At 68.7% G+C, this 21,884-nt stretch carries 21 protein-coding genes; 5 read left to right on the forward strand and 16 right to left on the reverse strand.

The genetic code is table 11. From position 1 onward, the window contains the following. The coding region (locus E5198_RS08185; RefSeq protein ID WP_305956038.1) for a citrate/2-methylcitrate synthase at window positions 1-347 on the reverse strand (347 nt) is incomplete at its 3' end. Between the two features lie 207 nt (window positions 348-554). Then, window positions 555-1,637, reverse strand: coding sequence for a DNA-binding protein (locus tag E5198_RS08190; RefSeq protein ID WP_136489510.1), 1,083 nt, complete (start codon window positions 1,635-1,637; stop codon window positions 555-557). A 402-nt stretch (window positions 1,638-2,039) separates the two neighbouring features. On the opposite strand from E5198_RS08190, the gene E5198_RS08195 reads away from it, so the two are divergent. Next, on the forward strand, window positions 2,040-4,022 hold the full coding sequence (locus tag E5198_RS08195; protein WP_136489511.1) for a DEAD/DEAH box helicase: 1,983 nt from the start codon (window positions 2,040-2,042) through the stop codon (window positions 4,020-4,022). A gap of 76 nt (window positions 4,023-4,098) precedes the next feature. Here E5198_RS08195 and E5198_RS08200 read toward each other — a convergent pair whose 3' ends face one another. The 3 genes from E5198_RS08200 to E5198_RS08210 form a co-directional block, all read right to left on the reverse strand. After that, a complete protein-coding gene (locus tag E5198_RS08200) occupies window positions 4,099-5,280 on the reverse strand; it encodes an acetyl-CoA C-acetyltransferase (protein ID WP_136489512.1) in 1,182 nt (393 codons plus the stop codon). A gap of 128 nt (window positions 5,281-5,408) precedes the next feature. Beyond that, entirely contained in the window at window positions 5,409-6,068 is a 660-nt protein-coding gene (locus E5198_RS08205) for a CoA transferase subunit B (protein WP_136489513.1), read from the reverse strand. 35 nt (window positions 6,069-6,103) lie between these two features. Beyond that, window positions 6,104-6,802, reverse strand: coding sequence for a CoA transferase subunit A (locus tag E5198_RS08210; RefSeq protein ID WP_136489514.1), 699 nt, complete (start codon window positions 6,800-6,802; stop codon window positions 6,104-6,106). Window positions 6,803-6,925: 123 nt separating this feature from the next. Between E5198_RS08210 and E5198_RS08215 the strand changes: the two genes are divergently transcribed. After that, entirely contained in the window at window positions 6,926-7,846 is a 921-nt protein-coding gene (locus E5198_RS08215; protein WP_136489515.1) for a LysR family transcriptional regulator, read from the forward strand. A 3-nt stretch (window positions 7,847-7,849) separates the two neighbouring features. On the opposite strand, the gene E5198_RS08220 is transcribed toward E5198_RS08215, so the two are convergent. Continuing rightward, on the reverse strand, window positions 7,850-8,593 hold the full coding sequence (locus E5198_RS08220; RefSeq protein ID WP_136489516.1) for a hypothetical protein: 744 nt from the start codon (window positions 8,591-8,593) through the stop codon (window positions 7,850-7,852). Between the two features lie 185 nt (window positions 8,594-8,778). Between E5198_RS08220 and E5198_RS21500 the strand changes: the two genes are divergently transcribed. Beyond that, window positions 8,779-8,949: a hypothetical protein gene (locus E5198_RS21500; RefSeq protein WP_168772498.1), complete on the forward strand. Its 171-nt coding sequence runs from the start codon at window positions 8,779-8,781 to the stop codon at window positions 8,947-8,949. A 132-nt stretch (window positions 8,950-9,081) separates the two neighbouring features. Here the strand turns inward: E5198_RS21500 and E5198_RS08225 are convergent, their stop codons facing one another. The 6 genes from E5198_RS08225 to E5198_RS08250 all read right to left on the reverse strand — a co-directional run bounded on the left by E5198_RS08225 (window position 9,082) and on the right by E5198_RS08250 (window position 15,219). Beyond that, the gene (locus E5198_RS08225; RefSeq protein ID WP_136489517.1) at window positions 9,082-10,398 is read right to left on the reverse strand and encodes an MFS transporter; all 1,317 of its coding nucleotides are present in this window, start codon (window positions 10,396-10,398) and stop codon (window positions 9,082-9,084) included. 167 nt (window positions 10,399-10,565) lie between these two features. Further along, window positions 10,566-11,597, reverse strand: coding sequence for a 4-hydroxy-2-oxovalerate aldolase (gene dmpG / locus E5198_RS08230; RefSeq protein WP_136489518.1), 1,032 nt, complete (start codon window positions 11,595-11,597; stop codon window positions 10,566-10,568). A gap of 10 nt (window positions 11,598-11,607) precedes the next feature. Further along, window positions 11,608-12,528 carry an acetaldehyde dehydrogenase (acetylating) gene (locus E5198_RS08235; RefSeq protein ID WP_136489519.1) on the reverse strand — a complete coding sequence of 307 codons (921 nt, stop codon included), beginning with the start codon at window positions 12,526-12,528 and terminating at the stop codon, window positions 11,608-11,610. A gap of 25 nt (window positions 12,529-12,553) precedes the next feature. Further along, window positions 12,554-13,345, reverse strand: coding sequence for a fumarylacetoacetate hydrolase family protein (locus E5198_RS08240; RefSeq protein WP_136489520.1), 792 nt, complete (start codon window positions 13,343-13,345; stop codon window positions 12,554-12,556). 79 nt (window positions 13,346-13,424) lie between these two features. Further along, window positions 13,425-14,198, reverse strand: a complete 774-nt coding sequence (locus E5198_RS08245) for a glucose 1-dehydrogenase (protein ID WP_136489521.1) — start codon at window positions 14,196-14,198, stop codon at window positions 13,425-13,427. Between the two features lie 40 nt (window positions 14,199-14,238). Continuing rightward, a complete protein-coding gene (locus E5198_RS08250) occupies window positions 14,239-15,219 on the reverse strand; it encodes a flavin reductase (RefSeq protein WP_136489522.1) in 981 nt (326 codons plus the stop codon). Between the two features lie 157 nt (window positions 15,220-15,376). Between E5198_RS08250 and E5198_RS08255 the strand changes: the two genes are divergently transcribed. Continuing rightward, a complete protein-coding gene (locus E5198_RS08255; RefSeq protein WP_136489523.1) occupies window positions 15,377-16,810 on the forward strand; it encodes an aldehyde dehydrogenase family protein in 1,434 nt (477 codons plus the stop codon). A 121-nt stretch (window positions 16,811-16,931) separates the two neighbouring features. Here E5198_RS08255 and E5198_RS08260 read toward each other — a convergent pair whose 3' ends face one another. The 4 genes from E5198_RS08260 to E5198_RS08280 form a co-directional block, all read right to left on the reverse strand. Then, complete coding sequence (locus tag E5198_RS08260) at window positions 16,932-17,573, reverse strand: hypothetical protein (protein ID WP_136489524.1); 642 nt, start codon at window positions 17,571-17,573, stop codon at window positions 16,932-16,934. Next, complete coding sequence (locus E5198_RS08265) at window positions 17,570-18,397, reverse strand: hypothetical protein (RefSeq protein WP_136489525.1); 828 nt, start codon at window positions 18,395-18,397, stop codon at window positions 17,570-17,572. Before E5198_RS08265 ends, E5198_RS08260 begins: the two co-directional genes overlap by 4 nt. Window positions 18,398-18,675: 278 nt before the next feature. Further along, window positions 18,676-19,404, reverse strand: a complete 729-nt coding sequence (locus E5198_RS08275) for an RNA methyltransferase (protein WP_136489526.1) — start codon at window positions 19,402-19,404, stop codon at window positions 18,676-18,678. A 10-nt stretch (window positions 19,405-19,414) separates the two neighbouring features. Next, window positions 19,415-21,052: an NAD(P)/FAD-dependent oxidoreductase gene (locus tag E5198_RS08280; RefSeq protein ID WP_136489527.1), complete on the reverse strand. Its 1,638-nt coding sequence runs from the start codon at window positions 21,050-21,052 to the stop codon at window positions 19,415-19,417. 197 nt (window positions 21,053-21,249) lie between these two features. Here E5198_RS08280 and rlmE point away from each other — a divergent pair, with 197 nt between their 5' ends. Next, window positions 21,250-21,870: a 23S rRNA (uridine(2552)-2'-O)-methyltransferase RlmE gene (rlmE, locus tag E5198_RS08285; protein WP_136489528.1), complete on the forward strand. Its 621-nt coding sequence runs from the start codon at window positions 21,250-21,252 to the stop codon at window positions 21,868-21,870. The last annotated feature ends 14 nt before the right edge of the window (window positions 21,871-21,884 follow it).

Here is a 21,884-nt window from a genome sequence, read left to right on the forward strand (position 1 = left end):
AAGCTCTCTTCCGGCTCCAGGTTGCCGAGCATCGAGCAGCCGGTGCGCATGACGTCCATCGGGTGGGCGCTGGCCGGGATGCGCTCGAGCACTTCCTTGAGGGCCTGGGGCAGGTCGCGCTGAGTCTGCAACTGGGTCAGGTAGGCGTCCAGCTGGGCCTGGGTGGGCAGTTCGCCGTAGAACAGCAGGTGGGCGACTTCCTCGAACAGGCAGTCCTTGGCCAGCTCGCGCACGTCATAGCCGCGGTAGGTCAGGCCGGCGCCTTCCTTGCCGACGGTGGACAGGGCGGTCTGTCCGGCGATCTGGCCGCGCAGGCCGGCGCCACTGAGCACTTTTGCTTCAGCCATGGCGTTCTCCTCTTGGATTTGTTCTGGGTGGTTTTCCGCGCCGATGGCCTTGTCCGAGGCGCAAGACGGCGCTGCTGGCGGCAGTTTCTATCAGGCTGGCCCCCTTGCCGGCGTCGAACCGGGGGTGGATTTTGCGGGTGGAAAATCCGCGGGCAGGGGTGGAGGTGCCCGGCCGGAGCTGGCGCCGGCCGGGCGTTCGCGGCGGAGTCAGGATGCGGAGTCGTCCCGCGCCTCGGCCGCGGCCTCCGCGGATGAGCCGGCACCGGGCACATCCCCGGTTGCCTCGCCTTCGACGCCGTGGGGCTCGGCGCGCTCGGCAGGTGCATGTGCGGCGGCCAGCCGCAGCTGGGCGGCCATCTCGATCAGGCTCGCCTGCAGCGCCTCCGTCTGGCGCGCCTGCAGGGTCATGCCCTCCACCTGTCGGGCAAGCTCTCCCTGGAGATCCTCAACGCGCGACTGCAGCAGGGACTTGCCGGCCTCCGCCAGGCCGAGCTGCTCCCTGAGGCCGGCGCAGGCGCTGGCCTGGCGCTCAAGGTCGGCCTCCCGGCCCGCCATGTCCCTGCGCAGCTGCCGGGCCTCGGTGACGAGGCGCTCGTTGTCGCGATTCAGCCGGGTCAGCTCGTCCTGCTTGACGATCAGGGTCTGCTGCAGCTGACGCAGCTCCACCTGCAGCTGCTGCACCTGCGCCTCGTGGCGGCGCTGCTCCTGTTCGCGCTGCTCCTTGCTGGCCGTGCGGTAGTGCTCCAGCGCCTCGCGCGCGTGCTGGTGCTTCTGCTCCAGCGAAACGACCTGGGCGTCGCGATCGGCCAGGCGTGCGGCCAGATCCTCGCCGGCCTGCAGCAGGCGCGCGCCCTCGATCTGCGCCTGGTGGCGCAGCTGCTGCTCCTCTGCGCAGGCAGCGCGCGCGGCCTGCAGCTGCCCGCTCAGGGCGGCGTTGTCGGCTTCGAGCTGGCGGATGCGCCCGGCTGCCTCGGTCAGCTGCTGCTGGTACTCGACCCGCTCGCGGGCCAGGGCCTCGCGCTCCGGCGCCACCGTCTGCTGCGCTTCTTCCTCCAAGCGCGCCGCCAGTTGCGCCACCAGCTCGCCAAGCTCCTGGCCGAGCGTGACTTCCTGTACGGGCCGCTCGCTTTCGGACGCCTCCAGCTCCCTGAGGTAGCGGTGGATGGTGGTCTTCGAGCCGGTATTGCCCAGCTCGACGCGTACCGCATCGATGCTGGGGTGCTCGCCGCGCGCCAGCAGGGTCTGGCGGGCCTTGTGGACCAGCGCCTTGTTGATGCCGCCTCGGGCCATGGGTCGCTCCTACGATTTCGTACTGTATTACGTGTTATGTACATATGTAGCATGATACGCAGATATGCTGTACATGAAACAGTCGATTCTATGATTGTATAAACAGGACTTATCCAATCTGATAGGCGGAAATGCCGCTCCACTGTCGCTGGCCGGTACGAAATCGGCCTGCCGGGAGTGGCTGGCGTGGAAGAGGAAGAGAAAAGGCCGTCTGGATTCCGGCCAGAGCGGAGCAGATCCCGCGCAGGCGCTGCCGGTTCCGGGCGCGGATCGACGCGCGCTGGCGGGCACGGGGCAGGACGCCGGGGAGGGGGTGATGGCGGCGTGCCGCCGCCTGCCGGCTCCGGGCAAATCCCTTACCATAGTGCCGCCCCATCTGATGTCCTGACCGGAAACCGTCGCATGCTGTCTGCCGTCAAGCGCTACAAACTGCTCCTCTCCGGAGTCCTGGCGCGCTACTTCCCGCGCACCGTGGCCTACCTGCGCGCCGAGCGCGAGGCCGCGCTGTTCCACCAGGCGCCGGCGCCGCGGGCCAACAAGCAGGGCAAGGCGTCGGCCGGCAAGGCCCGCCCGGCGGCGAAGCAGCCAGGCGCCAGGTCAGCCAAGACAACCAAGGCCGACAAGGCAGACAAGCCGCGGGCCCCGGCCAGGCCGCGCGGCGGCGCCGGCATCTACGGCCCGGCGCTGCTGGCGGTCGAGCCCGCGCAGGTCGAGGCCATGCGCGCGCGGGTGGCCGAGGCGGTGGCCGCCGGGGTGATCCGCGCGCCTTCGGACGAGCAGTGGGCGATGATCCTCGCCCGCCAGCCGGCGACCCGCATCTTCGCCGGCGCCGGCTCCGGCAAGTCCACCACCCTGGTGCTGCGCGTGGTGTTCATGCTCTGCCACCTGGGCATCCCGGCCGAGCGGCTGACGGTGATTTCCTTCACCAACGCCTCCTGCGCCGAGCTGCGCGAGCAGCTGCTGCGGGTGCTGGGCTTCTGGCAGTACCCCTTCAATGAGGCGCAGGCCCGCCACTGCGTGCGCACCTTCCACTCGGCGATGGCGCAGCTGGCCCGCACGCAGCTGTGCACCCCGGCCTGGTTCGAGCAGCTGGACGACCGGGCCGCCGCGACCGACGAGCCGGACACCCCGCTGGGCGGCGGCCGCCTGCGGCCTGCCCAGCAGCGCCTGCTCAAGCAGGCCTACCAGCGCTGCTATGCCGAGGAGCCGGGTTTCGCCGAGCGGGTGCACGCGCTGCTCGGCCTGCCGGCGCCGAGCGGCAAGCGCGGCCGCGCACCGCTGGACGGTCTGCGCCTGGCCGGCGAGTTCGCCGCCGTGCCGCTGTTCGAGGCCTTCTACGCCCAGGCCGGCTTCATCGATAGCATCGGCCTGCGCATCGACCAGCTGGATGCCGGGGCGCTGGACTGCCCGGAGCGCGAGCGCAGCTTCGTCGCCGCGCTGGTGGCGTTCTGGAAGCACTTCGAGGCGGTTCTCGAGGAGCAGGGGCTGCTGACCTTCAACGGCGCCTTCCAGCGCCTCACCCGCCAGTTGGCCGAGGGCGGCGAGGGCATCGCGGGCGAGGCCCTGGCGCCCTTCGCCCATCTGCTGATCGACGAATTCCAGGACATCTCGCCGCAGATCGTCCAGTGGCTGCAGGCCGTCCACGCCAGCCTGGCGCGCCGCGGCGAGCCGGTCAGCCTGATGGCCATCGGCGACGACTGGCAGTCGATCTACGGCTGGCGCGGCAGCTCGCCGGAGCTGTTCATGGACTTCGACAGGCACTTTCCCGGCAAGGGCAAGGCGAAGGCCAGTGCGGTGCTCAACCTCTCCACCAACTACCGTTCCATCGAGCCGGTGATCCGCGACGGCGAGCGGGTGCTCGCCGCCGTGGCGGTCAAGCAGGCCAAGACCAGCCAGGCGGCCAGGGCCGTGCAGCCGGGCGACCATGGCGTGCAGGTGGTGACCGGCTTCGAGCTGAACAGCCGTATGCCCGAGCTGCTCGCGCAGGTGCGCGCCCAGTGCGAGCACGCCGCCAGCCGGCAGAGCGCCGAACGCATCGCGGTGCTGCTGCTCAGCCGGCGCAACGAGCCGTTGCAGCAGATCCAGCGCGAACTGGGCCGCAAGCTGCCGGTCAAGGCGCTGACCATCCACCGCGCCAAGGGGCTGCAGGCCGAGGTGGCGATCATCGTCGACGACTGCGCGGCGCCCGAGCCGCACCCGCTGCGCAACGCGCTGTACGCCCGCTCGGGCTTCTTCCGCAACAGCTACGACCAGGCCATGCAGGACGAGAGCCTGCGCCTGGCCTACGTGGCGATCACCCGCGGGGTGAGCCGGGTGCTGTGGTTCACCCGCAAGGCGCAGGGGGCGACCAGGTTGCTCGGCCGCGGCGCCGCGCAGACGCGCTAGCTGCTCGGCGGAAGCGAGCCGTCACCCCTGCAGGCGGTCGATCACCCGGCGCCGTCGGGCGCCGGGGTTGTCACGCTCAGGGGCGCTCGATGGCCAGCGCCACGCCCTGGCCGCCGCCGATGCACAGGGTGGCCAGGCCGCGCCTGGCGTCGCGGCGGATCATCTCGTGGAGCAGGGTCACCAGGATGCGGCAGCCGGAGGCGCCGATCGGGTGGCCGAGGGCGATGGCGCCGCCGTTGACGTTGACCTTCTCCGTGTCCCAGCCGAGTTCCTTGCCGACCGCCAGCGCCTGGGCGGCGAAGGCCTCGTTGGCCTCGATCAGGTCGAGGTCGGCGAGTTGCCAGCCGGCCTTGTCCAGGCAGCGGCGGGTGGCGGCCACCGGGCCGATGCCCATGATCGCCGGATCGACGCCGGCGTTGGCATAGGCCTTGACGCGCGCCAGCACCGGCAGGCCCAGTCGCTCGGCCCTGGCGGCGCTCATCAGCAGCACTGCGGCGGCGCCGTCGTTGAGGGTCGAGGCGTTGCCGGCGGTGACGCTGCCGTCCTTCCGGAACGCCGGCTTGAGCTTGCCCAGGCTCTCGGCGCTGGTGCCCTCGCGCGGCTGCTCGTCGACGGCGAAGGGCAGCGGCTCGCCCCTGCGCTGCGGGATCGGCACCGGGGTGATTTCGTCGGTGAAGCGGCCGGCCGCCAGCGCCGCGCAGGCCTTCTGCTGCGAGGCGGCGGCGAAGGCGTCCTGCTCCTCGCGGGACAGGCCGTATTTCTCCACCAGGTTTTCGGCGGTGATGCCCATGTGGTAGTCGTGGAAGGCGTCCCACAGACCGTCGTGGATCATGCTGTCGAGCATCTGCGCATGGCCCATGCGCAGGCCGGTGCGCGCCTTGGGCAGCACATAGGCCGACAGGCTCATGTTCTCCATGCCGCCGGCGATCACCACCTCGGCGTCGCCGCAGCGGATCGCCTGGGCGGCCAGGTGCAGGGCCTTGAGGCCGGAGCCGCAGACCTTGTTGAGGGTCAGCGCCGGCACGGCGTGCGGCAGGCCGGCGAGGATGGCGGCCTGGCGGGCGGGGTTCTGGCCGGCGCCGGCGGTGAGCACCTGGCCGAGGATCACCTCATCGACGGCGGCCGGGTCGAGGCCGGTCTTCTCCAGCAGGGCGCGGATCACGGTGGCGCCCAGTTCGGCGGCGGGGATGGCGCTCAGCGCGCCCTGGAAGGCGCCGATGGCGGTACGGGTGGCGGCGACGATGACGACTTCGTGCATGGGGGGGCTTCCCTTGTTGTGATTGCGGGCTGCGCTGGCGGGCGAGGCGGCTGTCGCTGCGCCCCGCCTGGTGGGAAATCGCTGCGCGAGTTTCCCACCCTGCCGTTGGTTCGGTGCCGGATCGGGCGTCAGGCGAAGTGCATTTCCGGGACGTGCTCCGGCACCACCAGTTCGCCGGCGGTCTTGGCGACGATCTCCTCGACGCTCACCCCCGGTGCGCGCTCCTTGAGCACGAAGGCGCCGTTCTCGATCTCCAGATAGGCGAGATCGGTCAGCACCCGGCGGATGCAGCCGGCGCCGGTCAGCGGCAGGTTGCAGCGCGGCAGCAGCTTGGACTCGCCGTCCTTGGAGGCGTGGGTCATCAGCACGATGATGTTCTCCGCGCCGGCCACCAGGTCCATGGCGCCGCCCATGCCCTTGACCAGCTTGCCGGGGATCATCCAGGAGGCGATGTTGCCCTGCACGTCCACCTCGAAGGCGCCGAGCACGGTGAGGTCGACGTGGCCGCCGCGGATCATGGCGAAGGACTGCGCGGAGTCGAAGATCGCCGCGCCCCTGGTGGCGGTGACCGTCTGCTTGCCGGCGTTGATCATGTCCGGGTCCAGTTCCTCCTCGGTGGGGAAGGCGCCCATGCCGAGCAGGCCGTTCTCCGACTGCAGCATCACCTCGATGCCCTCGGGCACGTAGTTGGCCACCAGGGTCGGGATGCCGATGCCGAGGTTGACGTAGTAGCCGTCCTTGAGCTCGCGCGCGACGCGCTGAGCCATCTGTTCGCGGGTAAGTGCCATCGCAGGCCTCTTCTTGTCAGGTAATGGCGAAAGGGTCAGGCGCGCACGGTGCGCTTTTCGATGCGCTTCTCGAAGCTGCCCTGGATGATCCGGTCGACGTAGATGCCGGGGGTGTGGATCTGGCTGGGCTCCAGCTCGCCGGGTTCGACGATCTCCTCCACCTCGACCACGGTGATCCGCCCGGCGCTGGCCACCAGCGGATTGAAGTTCTGCGCGGTGTGGCGGTAGATCACGTTGCCGTAGTGGTCGGCCTTCCAGCCCTTGACGATGGCGAAGTCGCCGGTGATGGCTTCCTCGAGGATGTAGTGGCGGCCCTTGATCTGGCGGGTCTCCTTGCCCTCGGCCACCGCGGTGCCATAGCCGGTGGCGGTGAAGAAGGCCGGGATCCCGGCGCCGCCGGCGCGGATGCGCTCGGCCAGGGTGCCCTGCGGAGTCAGCTCGACCTCCAGCTCGCCATTGAGCAACTGCTGCTCGAACAGCGCGTTCTCGCCGACGTAGGAGGCGATCATCTTGCGGATCTGCCGGTCTTCCAGCAGCACGCCCAGGCCGAAGCCGTCCACCCCGCAGTTGTTGGAAACCACGGTCAGGCCGCGGGTGCCGCGGCGGCGGATTTCCGCGATCAGGTTTTCCGGGATGCCGCACAGGCCGAAACCGCCGGCCAGGATGGTCATGTCGTCGGTCAGCCCGGCCAGGGCTTCCTCGTAGCTGCCTACTCGCTTGTCGAGTCCACTCATTGCTGCGCCTCTTGTCGTCGTCGAGCCGGCAGCCGCGCTGCCGGGCGTTGACCGAGAGCTTCTGTGTTCGGCGTTGATTTGTTAAGTTTGTTTTTGAAATCGATTGATCGGGAAAACAAATCAATGACCGTCAAGCAGTTGCGCGCCTTCCTCGCCGTGGCGCAGAGCCTGAGCTTCGCCCAGGCCTGCGAGCGTCTGCACCTGTCGCAGCCGGCGTTGAGTCTGGCGATCAAGAGCCTGGAGGACTCCCTCGGCGGTCCCCTGCTGGTGCGTACCACGCGCAGCGTGGCGCTGACCCCGGAAGGCGAGACGCTGCTGCCGCTGGCCCGCCGCCTGCTCGCCGACTGGGACAACACCGAGGAGCTGCTGCGTCAGCACTTCACCCTGCAGCTGGGCAAGGTGGCCATCGCGGCCATGCCTTCCTTCGCCGCCAACCAGCTGCCGTTGCTGCTCCGGGCATTTCGCGACCGCCATCCGCGGGTCAACGTGGCGGTGCACGACGTGATCAACGAGCAGGTGCTGGAGATGGTGCGCAACCACCGGGTCGAGCTGGGCATCGGCTTCGAGCCCGAGCAGGCCGGAGAGCTGGAGTTCACCGAACTGTACGCCGACCGCTTCGTCGCCGTGCTGCCGGCCGACTCGCCGCTGGCCCGGCAGGCGCAGGTCGGTTGGGAACAACTGCTGCAGGGCGACTTCATCGCCCTGCAGCGGCCGTCGGCGTTACGCCTGCTGCTCGAGGAGAGCCTGGCGCGCAGCGGGCGCACGCTGACGGTCGCCTTCGAGAGCCACCAACTGGTCACCGTGGGACGCATGGTGGCCTGCGGTCTGGGGGTGAGCGCGATCCCGTCGCTGTGCATCCGCCAGATGCAGGAACTTGGCGCGGTCTGTGTGCCGCTGGACGAGCCGGTCGTCGAGCGGCGGGTGGGCCTGCTGTGCCACGCCGGGCGCAAGCTGTCGAGCGCGGCGCAGGCCCTCCGGGCGGTGATCATGGAAGTTTCGCGCTCTCCGACCGGGGGCTTCGGGCTACCCGTGGTCCCGCGCTAGTCCTCAGCGCCTGGCCAGCGCCAGCTGGTCCAGGCGCTCGATGCCCTTGCCCAGATAGCGCACCGCGCTGCGCGAGGCGACGCCCTTGCCGGAGTCGAGCAGGTGCGGGCGGATGAAGTTGTAGTCCGTCCATACCTTGCCGAGCGTGGCGCCCGCGTCCGGCAGTTCCTCGAGCAGTGCGGCGTGGCGGGCGGCGACGCGCTGGTCGATCTCGCGGAAGCTGTCCTCGTGGAAGTCCACGGCGAAGATCCCCAGGTTGGTGAAGGCCTGGGTCTCGTAGAGCAGCAGCAGGCGACCCAGATCGAGGCTCTGCTGCTGCAGCCGCCCGGCCGGCGAGTCGTCGGCGCCCGTTCCGCCATAGGCTGCCGCGGCGGCCTTCTCCAGCTCGCCGTGGGCGCGCAGCAGCGGGTTGATCCAGCGGGCGTACTGTCCGGCGGCATCCTCCGGCTGCTTCTCGAGCTGGGCGAGCGCCTCCTGCAGGCCCTGCACGGCCTCGCCGAGCCCCGGGGTGGCGGGCGCCTCGCCGGCCAGGCGTCCGAGGCTGGCGAGGTGTGCCCGGTAGGCCTCGCGAACCTCCGGGGAGAAGGTCGAGGCCGAGTCGTGATAGTTGAAATACACCAGCACGTTGGCGACCAGCAGGAAGCCGTGGCTGCGCATGGCGTGCAGACGGTCGCTGGCGTCGGTGGTGGCCCAGGCGGGCAGGGTGGTCAGGAGCAGCAGGGTCACTGCCAGAAGGCGGCGCAGCATGGTGGGGGCATCCTGTCGTTGGAGTGGGGGAGCTTGTCCGCGGCGCGTGCGCCGCCGGCGGAAATTACCGCTTCCATTGCCCGCGGCCGTAGTCCGCATGGACGATGTCGGCATTTTCTTCGCGAGTAGCATGAGGATCGCAACGAATCATTCCCGGGCCATGTCCGCCGGGCGGAGTGAATCCGATGAAGCTGGAAAAACAAAAACTGATACTGCTTCTGTTCTTCGTCATGACGGCACTGCTGCTGGTATTCCTCTGCGTCCACGATCCCTATGCCGAACGGCTGCGCGCGGACGACTTCATGGGCCTGATCCTCTCGCGGATGGGCCTGGCGCCATTTATCAACGGTTTCTGAGGCGGTCAGGCCGCCTGTTCGCAACAAAACGGTCGAGCGTGTTTGGCGGTAACCTCCAGGGGGGTTACCGTCTTTTTTTGTCCGTGCGTCGGTGTTTCCGGCAGCCCGCCGTGGGGCGGGCTGCCGGAAGCCTCACTGCGGCCGCCAGGCCAGCGCCGCCTCGCTCTCGCGACTCAGTGCGTAGACCCGCAGCAGCAACAGCACCGGCACCACCACCGTCAGGCTGCTGGCCAGCAGGGCGTAGCGCAGCGACTCCTGGCCGAAGGTCGGCAGCAGCAGGTCGCTGAGCATGCCGGTGGCCAGCGGGCCGAGGCCGACGCCGAGGATGGTGGAGAGGATGGTCTGCAGCGCCATCGCCGTGCCGCGCCGGTCCGGGGCGACCAGATGGGTGATCAGGGTGTAGGACGGCGCCACCCACCAGACGCTGAAGAAGCAGGCCAGCGCGCACCACAGCAGCGCGGTCGGTACCGCCAGGGCGCCGAACTGGGCGAGGGTGCCGGCCGGCCAGAGCAGGTAGGCGGTGATCGCCAGGGCGCCGAGCAGATTGCCGAGCAGCGGGATGCCGAGCAGCCACAGGCGGCTGCGCTGCGCCAGGTGGTCGGTCAGCCAGCCGCTGGTCAGGGTTCCGATGGCGGCCACGCCGCCGCCGACCAGCCCGGCGAGCAGGCCGGCCTGCTGCAGCGACAGGTCGTGGGAGCGCACCAGGAAGCTGGCGTTCCACATCGCCAGGGCGTAGCCGCTCAGGGTGCAGAAGCCGCCGGCGACCAGCAGGCAGCGCAGCGCCGGTTCGCGCCACAGCTCCAGCGCGGTGCGCAGCATGCCCTGCGGCGCCGCCGGCACATGGCTGATCTCCCAGCGGCCGCGCTGCGGCTCGCGCACGGTCACGGCCAGCAGCGCAGCGATCAGCAGCCCCGGCAGGCCGATGAGGATGAAGGTGGTGCGCCAGCCGTGGGTCTCCACCAGCCAGGCGCCGACCGACAGGCCGATCAGTGCGGCGAAGGTCGGCGCGGCGGTGAAGCAGCTGATGGCGAACGAGCGCCGGTGCGGCGGATAGAGGTCGGCGATCAGCGAGAAGGCGGTCGGCGTCGCCGGCGCCTCGGCACTGGCCACCGCCATGCGCACCAGCACCAGCACCAGGAAGCCGCCGGCCAGGCCGCAGGCCATGGTCGCCAGCGCCCACAGCAGGCAGGAGGCGGCGAGCAGGCGGGTGCGCGGCAGGCGGTCGGCCAGACGCCCGGCCGGCAGGCCGAGCACCGCGTAGACGGCGGCGAAGGCGAGGCCGGAGATCAGCCCCATGGCGCTGTCGCTGGCGCCGAACTCCTGCTTGATCGGCTCGATCATCACCGCCAGGATCTGGCGGCCGACGAAGTTGTCGGCGTACATCAGGGCCAGCAGGAACAGCAGGCCGTGGCTGTGCCACAGGCCGGGGGAGGGGGTGGCGCGGGCCATGGCGGCCTCCTTGCAGAGGGCCGGCCCGGCGGTCGGGCGGCTCGCGATGCCGTCACGGCGCCCGGCCGGTCCGGTCGGGGGATGGCCCGGCCGCGCAATACACCCCGCGCGGCCGGGCGGATACCACTAACCGGCCTGGCGCCTCGGCGGCGCCAGGCCGGCGACGCTCAGACCGGCAGGCCGCGCTGGCGGGCCATGGTCATCGCGGTGTCCTCGATCATGTCCTCCTGGCCGCCGACCATGCCGCGGCGACCCATCTCGACGAGGATCTCGCGGGCCGACACGCCGTACTTCTTCTCGGCGCGCTTGGCAAACAGCAGGAACGAGCCGTAGACCCCGGCGTAGCCCATGGTCAGGGCGTCGCGGTCGCTGCGGATCGGGAAGTCCATGATCGGCACCACCAGGTCCTCGGCCACGTCCTGGATGCCGAACACGCTGACGCCGGTCTCGATGCCCATGCGGTCGCACACCGCGACGAGGATCTCCATCGGCGTATTGCCGGCCCCGGCGCCGAGGCCGGCACAGGCGGCGTCGATGCGGGTGGCGCCGGCGCCGATGGCGGCGATGGAGTTGGACACGCCCATCGACAGGTTGTGGTGGCCGTGGAAGCCGATCTCGGTGGCCGGATCGAGCACTTCGCGCAGCGCGGCGACCCGCGCGGCCACGTCGTCGGGCAGCATATAGCCGGCCGAGTCGGTGATGTACACGCAGTTGGCGCCGTAGCTCTCCATCAGCTTGCCCTGCCTGGCCAGGCCTTCCGGGCTGTTCATGTGCGCCATCATCAGGAAGCCGACGGTGTCCATGCCCAACTGGCGGGCGATGCTGATGTGCTGCTCGGAGACGTCCGCCTCGGTGCAGTGGGTGGCCACGCGGATGGTCGAGACGCCCAGCTCGTGGGCCATGCGCAGGTGGTCGACGGTGCCGATGCCCGGCAGCAGCAGGGCGGAGACCCTGGCCTGCTTCATCAGCGGGATCACCGCCGACAGGTATTCCTCGTCGCTGTGCGCCGGGAAGCCGTAGTTCACCGAGCGCCCGCCGAGGCCGTCGCCGTGGGTGACCTCGATCAGCGGCACGCCGGCGGCGTCCAGGCCGCTGGCGATGTCCTTCATCTGCTGCAGGCTGATCTGGTGGCGCTTGGGGTGCATGCCGTCGCGCAGGCACATGTCGTGGACGGTGATTTTCTTGCCGCGAAGATCCATGGTCGGCTCCTTAGGCGAGGGCGGGTTGCGGGGCGAGGGTCAGTTCGCCGCTGAGGATTTCCTCGGCGAACATCTCGGCGGTGCGCGCGGCGGCGGCGGTCATGATGTCGAGGTTGCCGGCGTACTTGGGCAGGTAGTCGCCCAGGCCCTCCACCTCCATGAAGATCGACACGCGGTTGCCGTCGAACACCGGGCCGTTGACCAGCTTGTAGCCCGGCACGTACTGCTGCACCTGCTCGGTCATCGCCAGGATGGCGGCGGTGATTGCTTCGCGGTCCGGCGCGGTCTCGGTCAGGCAGTGCACGGTGTCGCGCATGATCAGCGGCGGCTCGGCCGGGTTGATGACGATGATCGCCTTGCCCTGCTTGGCGCCGCCGACCTTCTCGATGGCGCCGGCGGTGGTGCGGGTGAATTCGTCGATGTTCTTGCGGGTGCCCGGGCCGACCGACTTGGAGGCGGCGGTGGCGACGATCTCGGCGTACTCCACCGGCTGCACGCTGGACACCGCCGCCACCAGCGGGATGGTCGCCTGGCCGCCGCAGGTGACCATGTTGACGTTCATCGCCCCGGCCTTGAGGTTGTGCTTGAGGTTGACCGGCGGCACGCAGTAGGGGCCGATGGCGGCCGGGGTCAGGTCGATCATCAGCACGCCCAGCTCATTCAGCTTGCGGCTGTTCTCGGCGTGCACGTAGGCCGAGGTGGCGTCGAAGGCGATCTGGATGTTGTCTTCCAGCACGTGCGGCAGCAGGCCGTCGACGCCGTCGCTGGTGGTCTTCAGGCCCAGCTCGCGGGCGCGGGCCAGGCCCTCGGAGGTGGCGTCGATGCCGACCATCCACACCGGCTCCAGCACCGGGCTGCGCTTGAGCTTGTAGAGCAGGTCGGTGCCGATATTGCCCGGCCCGATCAGGGCACATCTGATCTTCTTGGTCATGGTTTCGCTCTCGAAAAGGGGGACATCAGGGCACGAAGCGCAGCGAGGCTTCGCCCAGGCCGCTGAGGGAGAGGTGGATCTGATCGCCGGCCGTCACCGGCACCAGCGGGGCGAGGGCGCCGGAGAGGATCACCTCGCCCTTGCGGAACGGGATGCCCAGCTCGCCCAGGGTGTTGGCCAGCCAGGCCACCGCCGCGCAGGGATGGCCCTGCACCGCGCTGCCCAGGCCGCTGCCGGCGGGCTGGCCGTTCTTGCTCATCTCCAGGCGCACGGCGGCGAGATCCAGGCTGCGCGGGTCGATGCGCTGCTCGCCGAGGGCGAACACGCCGCAGGAGGCGTTGTCGGCCACGGTGTCCTGGATGCGGATCTTCCAGTCGTGGATGCGCGAGTCGACGATCTCGAAGCAGGGCACCACCCAGGCGCTGGCGGCCAGCACGTCCTCGGCGGTGATGCCGGGGCCGACCAGGTCCTCGGTGAGGATGAAGGCGATCTCGCCCTCGGCGCGCGGCTGGATCAGGCGGTGCTCGGCGAGGCTGACATCGCTGCCGTCGGCCACCTGCATGCGGTCGGTGAGGAAGCCGAAGTCCGGCTGGTGGACGTTGAGCATGTCCTGCACGGCCTTGCTGGTGACGCCGATCTTCTTGCCGATCACCTTCTCGCCCTGCTGCTCGCGCTGGGCGAGGAAACGCAGGGAAATGCGGTAGGCGTCGTCTAGGGTGATGTCCGGGTGGCGCTCGGTGAGCGGCGCCAGGGTGCGCCGGTCGCGCAGGGCGGCGAACAGCTCGTCGCCGAGGGTATCGATCAGGGATTCGTTCATGCGATTGCCTTCTTGTAGGGGCGAATTCATTCGCCTTGCCGGGGCATGTGGGCGAATGAATTCGCCCCTACAGCGTCTTTCAGCCCGGCCAGACGCTGTTCTCGGCGCCGCCGTCGACCTCGAGGATCTTGCCGGTCACCCAGCGCGACGCCGGGCTGGCCAGGTACAGGGCGGCGCAGGCGATGTCCTCGACCTCGCCGAGGCTGCCCAGCGGGGTGCCGGTTTCCATCGCGATGCGCATCTCGGCCGGCATCACCCGCTGCAGGGCATCGGTGAGGATCGGTCCGGGAGCGATGCCGTTGACCCGCACCTGAGGGGCGAAGTCCTGGGCCAGCAGACGGGTCATCTGGGTCAGTGCTGCCTTGGCGGTGCCGTAGGCGCTGAACTGGCGCTGGGCGTAGCGCGCCGCGCCGGAGGTGATGTTGATGACGTTGCCGCCGCCGGCCTCGCGCATGTGCGGCACGCACAGCTGGGTGAGGTGGTAGGCCGAGGTGACGTTGAAGCGCAGGATCTCCTCCAGGCGCTCCGGGGTCAGCGTCAGCGGGTCGTTGGGCCCGGCGCCGCCGGCGTTGTTGACCAGATGGGTGATGCGCCCGAACTGCTCGCGGGCGGCCGCCACCAGCGCCTCGCGCTGCGCACCATCGTTGACGTCGCAGGTCAGCGCCAGGGCGCGGCGGCCCAGGGCGCGGACCTCGTCGGCCACGCCCTGCACGTCGGCCAGGGTGCGCGCCGCGCAGACCACGTCGGCGCCGGCTTCGGCGTAGGCGAGGGCGATGGCGCGGCCGATGCCGCGGCCACCGCCGGTGATCACGGCGACGCTGCCGTCGAGGTTGAAGCGCTGCAGGATGGTCATGGCGTATCTCCTTGTCGTTGTTGTCGGTCCGGGAAAGGTTTCAGCGCGCCGCCCACAGGTCGGGCAGACCGGGATCGGTGGCGGCCACCAGGCGCTTGAGCAGCACCTTGAGCGCCATCACGTCGCCGGGCTCCAGCTTGTCGGCGACCTCGCTCTCGACGGCCTTGGCCAGGGCGATCTCGTGCAGCGAGCGTTCGCGGCCGGCAGCGGTCAGCAGGTAGCGGCGCTCGCCGTCGGCGTCCTGCTCGCCGGCGATCAGGTCGCTGCGCTCCAGCTCGGCCAGCGTCTGTGCGCTCACCCGGTGGCCGGTGTAGCCGACGAAGGCGTTGAGCTCGTCGAGGGTCAGGTTGTCGCTGATGCACAGCACCGAGAGGATGAAAAACACGTGCTCGTCGAGGCTCTGCGCGGCCAGCAGGCGGCGCAGGCTGTCGAGCATCTGGTAGTGGGCACGGCCGAGCAGGTAGCCGAGCAGGTCCTCGGTGTAGCTGCACTCCGGCGGCGGGGTGGCGCCCAGGCGCAGTTCCTGGCGCGGCTTGCGCGCGGCCAGCGCGTACTGGCCGCTCTGGAAGGCCAGCGGCGGCCGCTCGCTGCTGTCGAAGGCGAGCACCTCGCCGACGAAGATCACATGGTCGCCGCCCTCGTACTGGAAGGCGGTGCGGCACTGGAAGCGCGCGGTGCAGCCGGGCAGCAGCGGCGCCGGGCCGATGCCGTCGTCCAGCTCGATGCCGGCGAACTTGTTGCTGCCCTGGGTGGCGAAGCGCCCGGACAGCGGCTCCTGCTCGGCGGCCAGCACGTGCACGTTCCAGAAGCGGCTTTCGCTGAACGCCGGCAGGCTGCGTGAGCTCTTGGCCAGGCTCCACAGCACCAGCGGCGGATTGAGCGACACCGAGTTGAAGCTGTTGGCAGTGATGCCGACCGCCTCGCCCTCGGCGGTGCGGGTGGTGATGATGGTCACCCCGGTGGTGAAGGTGCCCAGGGCGGCACGGAAGGCCTGCGGGTCGAAGGTAGCCGGAGCGTTCATGCTCTGCCTCGCGGGTTCGGGGGATGGTGCACAGAGTATTCGCAGCGCAGGCGGGACGTGGCATCGTCTCTATGGACGAGGCGTCGGAAAGGCGGCCCTCGCCACTATCGCCGCAGGGCGCCGCACCGGCCGCCGCCGCAAGGATCGAGGAGGTTCGATGAGTTCCGTGATTACCACTGTCGAGGGGCTGGCCGCGCTGCTGGCTGCGCAGAAGACCGCCCTCATTGCCGAGGGCGCTGTCCCTGCAGGCGAACGGCGCCGGCGCATCCAGCAGGTGATCGACCTGCTGGTGGCCTGGCACAAGCCGCTGGCGAAGGCGATGGACGAGGACTTCGGCAATCGCCCGGCGGGCTTCTCGCTGATGAACGACGTGCTCGGCTCGCTGGCCTCACTCAAGCACGCCCGCGACCATCTGGAGGAGTGGATGCAGCCGCAGGAGCGCCAGCCGTTCCCGCCCTATGATCAGCTCGGCGCCCGGGCGCGGGTGCTCTACCAGCCCAAGGGTTCGGTGGCCATCGTCGGCACCTGGAACGCGCCGCTGTTCACCCTGCTCAGCCCGCTGGCCTACGTGCTGGCCGCCGGCAACCGGGCGATCCTCAAGCCCTCGGAGATCGCCCCGCGCACCGCCGAGGTGCTGGCCGCCGCCTGCGCCGAGCACCTCGATCCGCAGGTGGTCGGCGTGGCCATGGGCGGCGTCGAGATGGCCGAGGCGGTGACCCGCCAGCCGTTCGACCATCTGGTGTTCACCGGCAGCACCGCCATCGGCAAGGCGGTGATGCGCAACGCCGCGGAGAACCTGGTGCCGCTGACCCTGGAGCTGGGCGGCAAGTCGCCGACCATCGTCTCGCGCAGCGCCGACCTGGCCACCGCCGCCTTCCGCATCGCCGCCGCCAAGGCCAGCAACGGCGGCCAGTTGTGCGTCAACCCGGACCTGGTCTATGTGCCGCGCGAGCAGACCGAGGCGTTCCTCGTCGAGCTGCAGGGCGCCTACGCCAGCCTGTTCCCGCAGGTGCAGGGCAACCCGGACGTGGTGGCCGTGGTCAACCAGCGCCATCTGGCGCGGGTCGAGGGGCTGGTGGAGGATGCCGTGGCCGCCGGGGTGCGCGTCGAGTCGCTGCCTGAAATCCTGCCGGCCGATGCCGCAGACCGCCGCCGGCCGCTGCGCGTGGTGGTCGATCCGCCGGCCGCCTGCCGCATCCAGCAGGAGGAGATCTTCGGCCCGGCCATGGTCCTGCTGCCCTACGACACCATCGACGCGGTGCTCGCCGACATCAACCGCCGCGACCGGCCGCTGGCGCTGTACTGGTTCGGCACGGACGAGGCCGAGAAGCAGCGAGTGCTGGAGCACAGCCTGTCCGGCGGGGTGACCATCAACGACGCCATGATGCACGCCGCCATGCAGGACGCCCCGTTCGGCGGCATCGGCGCTTCCGGGATGGGCCACTACCACGGCCGCGAGGGCTTCCTCGAATTCAGCCACGCACGCACGGTGTTCGAGGCCGGCGCCTACGACCCGCGCCGCGAGTGGGGCCTGCTGCCGCCGTATGGCGAGCACTTCCTGGCGGCGATGGAGGCGCAGATCACCCCGTAGCCCGTAGGGTGGGAAACTGCCGAAGGCATTTCCCACCCTTGGCGCGGGCCCGGTGGAAGATCGCTGCGCGAGTCTTCCACCTTACGGTGCTGACCTATCAGCCCTGTAGATGTTCAGATGGTCAGCATCGCCGTCGTGTTGGGGAGGCTGGCTGCGGTGATCCCGGCATCGCAGGGGGCGTGTAACAGCGGCTCGACTTGCGGTCACTGGCAGCCTCAATGGTGACTTGTGGCTGGGTGTTCAGCCAGGTTTCGAGGCGCTGCCAGACGGAATCGGTGAGATCGACAACCCTCTCCCCGCGCCGGCCGGCGTTCATGCGCAGACCAAAGTCCTCTGGAAGCAGGGGGCCGAAGGCGCCGAAGAGCCAAGCGTAATCAAACACAAGGACGTTCAGCCCGCCGGTATCACGTTCTTGGGCCTCAGGGCCGTGAACGGGATTGGGTTGCCAGGCGAAGACACCGTTTCCGGTAGGCTTATAGAAGTTGTCCGGTACGACGGTACGGTCAGGCTTCTTCGAGGCGAAGCGGCGGTCGTTCCAATACTCAGTGAAGGTCAGTACTTCGGAGACGATGCCGGCCCATACGACACTGTGGCCTGAGGTGGGATTCACTGTCGCACCTGCAAATGCGAGCACGAGCTCCCCGACCTTCGCCTTCTTGCGGATGCGCGGCTTACAGACAGCCAGCGTAACGGCCGGCGAATCGTAGTTTGGTGCGGAGCCTGCGTCCGTGGCGATCACATACGTGTGGACTCGCATAGTCATGCCTCCTGCGCAAAGAGCTGATCGATCCACGCGAGCGCATCGGCACGATTCGTGATGTCTGCGACGAATTCCTGACCACGTGCGGCGGCCTCCAGAGTCCCGGACGACGACCAGCGCGGCGATGGGTGATAGGTCAGGCCGACTCCGCCGCGCGTTGGGTTCAGCCAGTCAGGTACCGACCAAATGGACGGACTCGGCGCATGACTCTCGGTCAGTCGAAAGCCCGTCTTGAACAGGCCGAAGCCCGGGCGCTGGGTTATGCGACCGTCCAGCATCAGGCGGTCGGCAGCAAGGTAAAGCGTGTTGTTTTTCTTCCAGCCAGCCCGGATGTGTGGGTGTTCTTTGAGCCAGGGGTAGCGCTCACCCGCATGTGTTCCATCGACACCCAGAGAGAGGACCTCCCCGATTTGCAACCACCCAAATACGCGATGCTCGCGTTGCCCCTCGTAGGACCAGCGGCCTTGGATTTGCGTCGCAGGTCGGAACAGCCCCCAGAATAGGAACAAGTCGCCAACACCGACACCTTGCCCGGCGAGATGACTCTGCGCTGCGGCAAGCTGACCGAGTGCGCCGCGCCACCCGGGCGCGCGAGGGCGCAAGCTGGGATCAATATCTGGATCGAGGTGGCATGGAGTTGCTCTCGTGTGGCGACCTCGGGTGAGTTGTTCGATGAGTGTCGGAATCGGTTCAGCCAGGTCGCCGAAGGTGATGGGCGTCGGCATGCTTGTGGGGATAGGGAGCGAGATTGGCCGTCCTTCCACGAGTGGGCTAGGGACTCCGCCGGCGGAGGAGTCGAAACCTTTGCGGGAGAATATGAGTTTCATAAGCCGATGCCAGTGGTGAGGTGCCGCTTGAGGGTAAGCGTATGAATACCCCACATTGCTTAGAGCCGCTATCAAAACCCCTAACACTTGCAGCAGGCGCCAGAGCTGGCGCGGTCTGTAGTGTCCTCGACGCGCAGGCCGTTGAGCATACGTTGAACCAGAAGGGCTCGAGCGCGCGGGGTAAGACGGGCATGTTTATGCAGATTCATCCGGGGCTCCTGGAAGGCTGTGTTGGTCGCGCTTCCAGAATTCCGGGAACGCCCCGGATGAACAACCTACTATCGGCTCAACTCATACGCACACATGTTGACCGTCGTGGCCAGGTTCAGCGATTCGATGCTGCCGCAGCCGGCAATCGTGAAGGGCTGGGCATGCAGGGCGACCAGCTGCTCGCGGGGCACGCCGCGGGCTTCGTTGCCGAACAGGTAGCAGTCGAAGTCCCTGAAGCTGGCCGCCTGCACGCGCTCGCCCTGCATGTCCAGACAGGCGATCCGGGCGAAGCGCGTGCGCAACGAATCCAGTTCGACATCCAGCTCAAGCGGCGTATGGAAGATCGCCCCCATGCTGGCGCGCACCACCTTGGGGTTGTACGGATCGACGCTGCCCGGGCTGAGCAGGCAGCGAAAACCGCCGAACCAGGCCAGGGTGCGCAGGATGGTGCCGAGATTGCCGGGGTCCTGGATCTCGTGCAGGTAGATGGCGCGCTCGTTGGCCGCTGGGACGGCCGGGGCGCTGGCGTCCGGCATCGGCACCACGGCAAGAATGCCCTGCGGGGTCTTGGTGTCGGCGATCTGCGCCATCTGCCGCTCGCTGATCAGGTGGGTTCTGAACGGACTCTGCCAGTGCTCGTAGGCGCCGGTCACGTACAGCTGGCTGTGCAGCAGCCGCGGGTCGTGGGCCGCGGCTTTCTGCAGCTCCAGCAGCAGGTGCTCGCCCTCCACCAGGAAATGTCCCAGCTCGGCCCGGTACTTTTTCTGGTGCAGTTTTTTGATGTCGTCGAGTTTCATCGAGGCTCGCTCAGTGGCTCTGCGCAGCGGTCGGTTCGAGCCCGGCCAGCAGCGACTTGGCCACCGCTTCGGCGACCTTGATGCCATCCACGCCCGCCGACAGGATGCCGCCGGCATAACCGGCACCCTCACCGGCCGGGAACAGGCCGCGCAGGTTGAGGCTTTGCAGGGTCTCCGGGTCGCGGGTGATGCGCACCGGCGACGAGGTGCGGGTTTCGATGCCGGTGAGCACGGCGTCATTGCGGTCGAAGCCACGGATCTGCTTGCCGAAGACCGGCAGCGCCTCGCGGATGGCCTCGATCGCATAGTCCGGCAGCGAGGGCGCCAGATCGCCCAGGCGCACGCCGGGCTTGTAGGAGGGCTCGACCTCGCCGAACTCGCTCGACGGCACGCCGCGGATGAAGTCGCCGACCAGTTGCGCGGGTGCACAGTAGTCGCTGCCGCCCAGCACGTAGGCACGCGACTCCAGGCGCTCCTGGAACTCCACGCCGGCCAGCGGGCCGCCGGGGAAATCCTGCTCCGGGTTGATGCCGACGACGATGCCGGCATTGGCGTTGCGCTCGTTGCGCGAGTACTGGCTCATGCCGTTGGTCACCACGCGCTCCGGCTCGGAGGTGGCGGCCACCACGGTGCCGCCGGGGCACATGCAGAAGCTGTACACCGCGCGGCCATTCTTGGCCTGGTGCACCAGCTTGTAGTCGGCGGCGCCCAGCTCCGGATGGCCGGCGTATTTGCCCAGGCGCGCCTGGTCGATCATCGATTGCGGGTGCTCGATACGGAAGCCCACGGCAAACGGCTTGGCCTCGAGGAATACGCCCTGGCGGTGCAGCATGCGGAAGGTGTCACGCGAGCTGTGGCCCAGCGCCAGCACCACATGGCGGCTGCGCAGGGTTTCGCCGCTCTCCAGCACCACGCCCTCGAGCTGGCCGTCGTCGATCAGCAGGTCGGTCACCTTGCTTTCGAAGCGCACTTCGCCACCCAGGGCGATGATCTCCTCGCGCATGGTGGAGACCACGCCGGTGAGGCGGAAGGTGCCGATGTGCGGCTTGCTGACGTACATGATCTCTTCCGGCGCGCCGGCGCGGACGAACTCGTGCATCACCTTGCGGCCGTAGAACTTCGGGTCCTTGATCTGGCTGTACAGCTTGCCGTCGGAGAACAGGCCGGCACCGCCCTCGCCGAACTGCACGTTGGATTCCGGGGTCAGGGTCTTCTTGCGCCACAGGGCCCAGGTGTCCTTGGTGCGCCGGCGCACATCCTTGCCGCGCTCCAGCACGATCGGTTTGAAGCCCATCTGCGCCAGCAGCAGGGCGGCGAACAGGCCGCAGGGACCAAAGCCCACCACCAGCGGCCGCTCGCTCAGCTCGGCCGGTGCCTGGGCTACCGGGTGGTAGCTGGTATCCGGGGCCGGGCGGATGTTCTTGTCATCGGCCAGGCGCGCCAGGATCGATGCCTCGTCGCGGGCTTCCAGGTTGATGATGTAGATGAACAGGATGACGCTGTTCTTCTTGCGGGCATCGTAGCTGCGCTTGAACACGCTGAAGTTCAGCAGGTCGGCGTCGCGGATATTCAGGCGCTTGACGATGGCCGCGCGCAGCTCCTCGGGGGAGTGGTCGAGGGGCAGGGACAGTTCGTTGATGCGAATCATGGGGTAATCCTGGCCGGTGTCTCCGGCAAAGGAAGCAACTGGGGGAGGGGAAAGGCGCGAATTGTAGCTGCTGGCGCCCACCCCTGTCAGGGGCGGTGCCGCGCCAAGCCCTATCGGCGTATACTTGCCGCCATTTTGCGGCCCCATGCCTCATGCGCTGGTCCGCTCCTCACCTGATTTCCGTGGTTGGCTCCATCATGAAACGCTCCAAAAGCAGCAGCCGCTGGCTGAAAGAACACGTCAACGATCCCTACGTCAAACAGGCGCAGAAGGACGGCTATCGCTCGCGCGCCGCCTACAAGCTGCTCGAGCTGATCGAGAAGGACAAGCTGATCCGCCCCGGCATGCTGGTCATGGATCTGGGCTCGGCGCCCGGTGGCTGGTCGCAGGTGGCGGGCCGTCTGGTGGGCGACAAGGGACGGGTGCTGGCCAGCGACATCCTGCCGATGGACTCGCTGGAAAACGTCGACTTCATCCAGGGCGACTTCACCGACGACAAGGTGTTCCAGCAGATCCTCGACAAGCTCGATGGCCGGCAGCCCGACCTGATCATCTCCGACATTGCTCCCAACATCAGCGGGGTTGCCGCCGCCGATCAGGCTTCCTCGATGTACCTGGTCGAGCTGGTCCTCGACATGGTCCGCCAGGTGCTCAAGCCGGGCGGCAACTTTGCGGTCAAGGTGTTCCAGGGCGAAGGCTCGGACGAGTTCCTGAAGGATGTCCGCACCTCGTTCGAAAAGGTCGTGGTGCGCAAGCCCGATGCCTCGCGCTCCCGCTCGAGCGAGGTGTATTTCGTGGCCAAGGGCTTCAAAGGCTAAGCCAGCCACGCCAC

It is taken from the genome of Pseudomonas sp. A-1 (genome assembly GCF_004801855.1).
Taxonomy (GTDB): domain Bacteria; phylum Pseudomonadota; class Gammaproteobacteria; order Pseudomonadales; family Pseudomonadaceae; genus Geopseudomonas.